Origin of the sequence: Rathayibacter sp. AY2B7 (genome assembly GCF_002931635.1) — a bacterium.
In the GTDB taxonomy this organism is placed as follows: domain Bacteria; phylum Actinomycetota; class Actinomycetes; order Actinomycetales; family Microbacteriaceae; genus Rathayibacter.
On sequence record NZ_PSUC01000155.1, the window covers coordinates 1 to 5,069 of the forward strand.

Sequence of the window (5,069 nt, forward strand, 5' to 3'; positions counted from 1 at the left end):
CCCTCGAGCGAGGTCATCGTGCCCTCCTCCTCCGCCCACTGCGGCACCGGGAGCACCACATCGGCCAGTGCGGCGGTCTCGGAGAGGAAGAAGTCGCAGACGACCAGCGTGTCCAGGGCCTCGAGCCCGGCGCGGACGGCGTCGGCGTCCGGAGCCGAGACGACCACGTTGGAGCCGTGCACCAGCAGGCAGTGCACGGAGCGTCCGAGCTCGGCGAGCAGGGCGGTGGCGGGCAGGCCCGGGCCGGGGATCGATTCGGGCGTCACGTCCCAGACGGCGGCGACGTGGCGCCGCGCCTCCGGATCGCGGATGGAGCGGTACCCCGGGAGCTGATCGGCCTTCTGGCCGTGCTCGCGTCCGCCCTGGCCGTTGCCCTGACCGGTGAGCGTGCCGTACCCCGACCCCTCGCGACCCACCAGGCCGAGCACGAGAGCGAGGTTGATCGCGGCGGTCGCGGTGTCGGTGCCGTCGACGTGCTGCTCGACCCCGCGGCCGGTCAGCACGAACGACCGCCCCGCGGCGAGCCGGCGCGCGAGGGAGCGGAGGAGCGTGGTCGGCACGCCCGTGACCGCGGACGTGCGCTCCGGCCACCACGCCGAGACGCTGCGGCGCACCGCCTCGGCGCCGGTCGTGCGCGCGGCGAGGTAGGCGGTGTCGGCGAGGCCCTCGGCGAAGACCAGGTGGATCAGCCCGAGCAGGAGCGGCAGATCCGTCCCGGGAGCGGGCTGCAGATGCGTGCCGGCGCCGTCCTCCGTCAGCCGCGCGGTGGCCGAGCGGCGCGGGTCGACGACCACCAGGCCGCCCCGCGAGCGGGCACCGGCGAAGTGGGCGAGAAGCGGCGGCATCGTCGCGGCGACGTTCGAGCCCAGGAGCAGGATCGTGTCGGCGTCGTCGAGGTCGGACACCGGGAACGGCAGTCCGCGATCGACGCCGAAGGCGCGGTTGCCGGCCGCCGCGGCCGAGGACATGCAGAAGCGGCCGTTGTAGTCGATCCGGGAGGTGCCGAGAGCGATCCGAGCGAACTTCCCGAGCTGGTAGGCCTTCTCGTTGGTGAGGCCCCCGCCGCCGAAGACGGCCACCGCGTCGGCGCCGTGCCGCTCCCGGACGCCGCGCACCGCCCCGGCGACCGCGTCGAGCGCCTCCTCCCACGACGCCTCCGCGAGGACGCCGTCGGCGCCGCGCAGCAGCGGGGAGACCAGGCGCTGTCCGCTCGCCAGCAGCTCGGCGGAGGTCCAGCCCTTGGCGCAGAGCCCGCCCCGGTTCGTCGGGAACTCCCTCCCCTCGACCGCCAGGGGCACGGGGCCCGCCGCGGGTGTCAGCGTCATCGCGCACTGCAGGGCGCAGTACGGGCAGTGGGAGTCGGTCGGGGCGGGTGCGCTCATCGTCAGATCCGGGTCCCCGTCTTCGCGGCGAGGCGGAGGTAGACGCCGGCCGTGATCGCGAGCATCACCGCATAGGCGCCGACGAACCAGCCCAGCGCCGTCGTGTAGTCGCCGAACTCGGTCTTGGAGAAGCCGAGCAGCTGGGGGATCACGAAGCCGCCGTAGGCGCCGATCGCCGAGATCAGGCCGAGCGCCGCGGCGGACGTGCGCTGGGCGCCGATGCCGTCGTCACCGCGCTGGCGGGCGCGGAGGGCGAACACCGTGGGGATCATGCGGTAGGTCGCGCCGTTGCCGATGCCGGCCGCCGAGAAGAGCACGAGGAAGCAGGCGAGGAAGAGCCAGAAGCTGCCGAGCGGCAGTGTCGCGATCACGCCGAGGATCCCGGCGCCCATGGCGACGAAGGCGAGGACCGTGACAGGCGCTCCGCCGAAGCGGTCGGCCAGACGGCCGCCGGAGGGGCGGGACAGCGAGCCCACCAGGGAGCCGAGGAACGCGAGGCCGACCGTCGCCGAGCCGACGGCGAAGCCGGAGAACTCGGGGAAGGTGTCGGCGATGAGCTTCGGGAATACGCCGGCGAATCCGATGAAGGACCCGAAGGTGCCGATGTAGAGCACGGCCAGCAGCCAGAGGTGCGGCTCGCGGAGCGCGGCGAGGGAGGCGGCGACGTCGGACTTCGCGGTCGAGAGGTTGTCCATGCGCTTGGCGGCGCCGATCATCGCCACGACGATCAGGGGGACCCAGAGGAAGCCGGCGATCGGCAGGTTCAGCGTGGCCGCGGCGCCGACGGTGATCGCGATCGGTACGACGAGCTGCGCGACGGAGGCGCCCAGGTTGCCGCCCGCGGCGTTGAGCCCCAGAGCCCAGCCCTTCTGCGCGTGCGGGTAGAAGAAGGTGATGTTCGCCATCGAGCTGGCGAAGTTGCCGCCGCCGAAGCCGGCGAGCGCGGCCACCAGGAGCATGACGCCGAACGGGGTCTCCGGATTCGAGACCACGATGCCGAGTCCGACGCTCGGGATCAGCAGGAGGCCCGCCGACACGATCGTCCAGTTGCGGCCGCCGAAGCGGGGGACCATGAACGTGTACGGGATCCGCAGGGTGGCGCCGACGAGGCTCGGCATCGAGATGAGCCAGAAGATCTGCCCGGTGTCGAAGGCGAACCCGGCCGCCGGCAGCGAGACGACCACGACCGACCAGAGCTGCCAGACGACGAAGCCGAGGAACTCGGCGAAGATCGACCACCTCAGATTGCGAGCGGCGACGGAGCGTCCCTCCGCCTCCCACTGGGCGGGGTCCTCGGGGTTCCAGCCGTCGATCCAGCGGCCCGGCCGTCGGATGATGCCGGTGGATGTGGCGGCGGTCGTGGGGACGGTGGTCGGGGGTGCAGCAGTCATCGTGGTCCTCCGGAGGGTGGGCGACGCGCGCGAGGGCGCGCTCGGGACGGGGAGGTGGAGCGGTGGTGGTGCGGGGAGGAGGCGTCAGGCGTTGCGCCCGAACAGCTCCGAGACGATGTCGACCAGCTCGCGGGCGGGCGGATCGACGGCGGTGAGGAGGGGAGCGGAGGCGAGGTCGGCCCCCGCGGAGGCGGCCAGGCCGGCGAAGTAGCCGGGCGCGAGCAGGTAGGTGGCGACCACGACGCGCGCGCCGGGGTGGGCGGCGCGCTCGGCGGCGACCGCCTCCGCGATCCGCGGCTCGGCGGCCGAGATGAACGAGGTGCTCACCTCGCGGCCGAGCTCGGCGGCGAGGAGGCGGCCGGTGGTCCAGCAGTCCGCGACGGCACCGGCGTCGCTCGAGCCGGCGGCGGCGAGCACGACGCGGTCGCCGTCGTCGAGCCCTGCCTCGTGGAGCCGGCGGGCGAGCACGCGCGCCAGGCGGGGATCGGGTCCGAGCGCGCCCGAGACCCGCACCGGCCGCTCCGCCTCCGCCGCGGCCTCGGCCAGGTCGACGTGCACGTGGTAGCCGGCCGAGAGCAGCAGCGGCACGACCACCGCCGGCCGGCCCGGCTCGAGAGAGCCCAGGGTCGCGGGGACGTCGGGCTGCTGCACGTCGACGAAGGAGTCGAGCACGTCCAGCGCCGGGTTGGCCCGGCGGACCGCCTCGACCAGCGCGGCGACGGCACGTCTCCCGTCGTCGTCGGAGGTCCCGTGGGACGCGGCGACCAGAGCGGTCCGCTGGGCGACCTCGATCGTGCCGTCGCTCTCGCGGACCTGCCATGTGGCGAGGTGCAGCTCCGCTCGTGTGAAGCAGGCGCCGGTCTCGAGGTCGAAGACGTCCTTGTGCAGGGGCGAGGCGATCGTGGGCCGCTGCACCCCGTCGACCAGACGCGAGCCGACGATGCCGCGCGAGAGCACGGCCGCGCCGGTCGCGGGGTCGAGGTTCGAGACGGCCCGCACCCGCCCGTCGGGCAGGAGGAACAGGGCGAGCTGCACACCGCCGACCAGGGCGGCCTCGCCCCAGAGCGGCTCGAGGTCGCCGACGGCGCAGACCGGCACCCAGGTGGTGGCGGTCGCGGGGGCGAGCCGATCGAGGAGGGTCATCGCTGCGCCTTCTTCCTGCGGGTGGGCCACCGCACCCGGTCGGACGCGATGAGGCAACGGTAGGGATCGCGCGTTTCGTGCGAGCACGCCTCCGGTGTCACGGGCGTAACGAAGCCCTCACGGCCGGCGGCGCTCGCCGAGAGGCGCGCGTCACACGCTGTTACACCGGGGCAACGGCGGGGAAACGGGCCGTCCCTACGGTGGACGTCATGACTCCTGGAGCGAACCCCGCCGCCCGGCCCCGACGCGTGCTCGTCGTCGGAGCGGGACCCGCCGCGCACCGCCTGGTCGACGCGCTCGTCGCCCGGGCCGGCGATCAGGCGCTGGAGATCACCGTCCTCGGCGAGGAGGTGCACCGTCCCTACGACCGCGTCGCACTCTCGAAGCGCCTCGACGGCGAGCACGACCTGACTCTGGGCGACGGCGCTCTGTGGGAGTCGGCGCGGCTGATCACCTCCTCCCGTGTCGTCGCGATCGATCCCGACCGCCTGCGCGTCGAGCTCGCGGACGGCCGCTCCCTCGAGGGCGACGAGATCGTCCTGGCGACGGGCTCCTCCGCCACGGTCCCGCCGATCGAGGGCGCCGAGCACGGCCGCGTCTACCGCACGCTCGAGGACGTGGACGGGCTCGTCGCCGAGCTCGCCGCGTTCCGCGCCCGGCGCGGCCGCCCCGCGATCGTGGTCGTGGTCGGCGGCGGTCTGCTCGGCCTCGAGGCGGCGGGAGGCGCGCACCGGCTCGGTGCGCGCACCGCCCTCGTCCACTCCGGCCGCTGGCTGATGAGCGCGCAGCTCGACGAGGGCGCCGGGCAGGCCCTCGGCCGCATCATCTCGGCGCAGGGGATCGCGCTGCACCTCGGCAACCGGCCCACCGCGATCCTCACCTCGCCGACGGGGACGGTGCTCGGCGTCGCGCTGACCGACGGCAGCAGCATCAGCGCCGATCTCGTGGTCTTCTCCATCGGGATCACGGCGCGCGACGAGCTCGCCCGAGCGGTCGGGATCGAGGTCGCACCGCGCGGAGGCGTGGTCGTCGACGAGGCCTGCCGCGCCAGCAGGGCGGGAGTCTGGGCCATCGGCGAGGTCGCCGCGATCGCCGGCCGCACGGTCGGGCTCGTCGCACCCGCCAACGCGATGGCGGAGGTGGTCGCCGACCG

At 74.3% G+C, this 5,069-nt stretch carries 4 protein-coding genes; 1 reads left to right on the forward strand and 3 read right to left on the reverse strand.

The genetic code is table 11. The features are described 5' to 3' along the window. The 3 genes from C5C27_RS16495 to nirD form a co-directional block, all read right to left on the reverse strand. Positions 1 to 1,382: molybdopterin oxidoreductase family protein (locus tag C5C27_RS16495; protein WP_181133575.1), on the reverse strand; the 1,382-nt coding region annotated here is incomplete at its 3' end. 2 nt (positions 1,383 to 1,384) lie between these two features. Beyond that, complete coding sequence (locus C5C27_RS16500) at positions 1,385 to 2,773, reverse strand: MFS transporter (protein ID WP_104314940.1); 1,389 nt, start codon at positions 2,771 to 2,773, stop codon at positions 1,385 to 1,387. An 84-nt stretch (positions 2,774 to 2,857) separates the two neighbouring features. Further along, positions 2,858 to 3,916 carry a nitrite reductase small subunit NirD gene (nirD, locus tag C5C27_RS16505; protein WP_104224353.1) on the reverse strand — a complete coding sequence of 353 codons (1,059 nt, stop codon included), beginning with the start codon at positions 3,914 to 3,916 and terminating at the stop codon, positions 2,858 to 2,860. 209 nt (positions 3,917 to 4,125) lie between these two features. Between nirD and C5C27_RS16510 the strand changes: the two genes are divergently transcribed. Further along, positions 4,126 to 5,069, forward strand: a 944-nt coding sequence (locus C5C27_RS16510; RefSeq protein ID WP_146079727.1) for an NAD(P)/FAD-dependent oxidoreductase, incomplete at its 3' end; no start/stop codon positions are given.

What these genes read in the sequence shown, in the direction of transcription:
- C5C27_RS16500 (WP_104314940.1), bottom strand. Translation starts at nt 2,773, where the DNA reads ATGACTGCTGCACCCCCGACCACCGTCCCCACGACCGCCGCCACATCC.
- nirD (WP_104224353.1), bottom strand. Translation starts at nt 3,916, where the DNA reads ATGACCCTCCTCGATCGGCTCGCCCCCGCGACCGCCACCACCTGGGTG.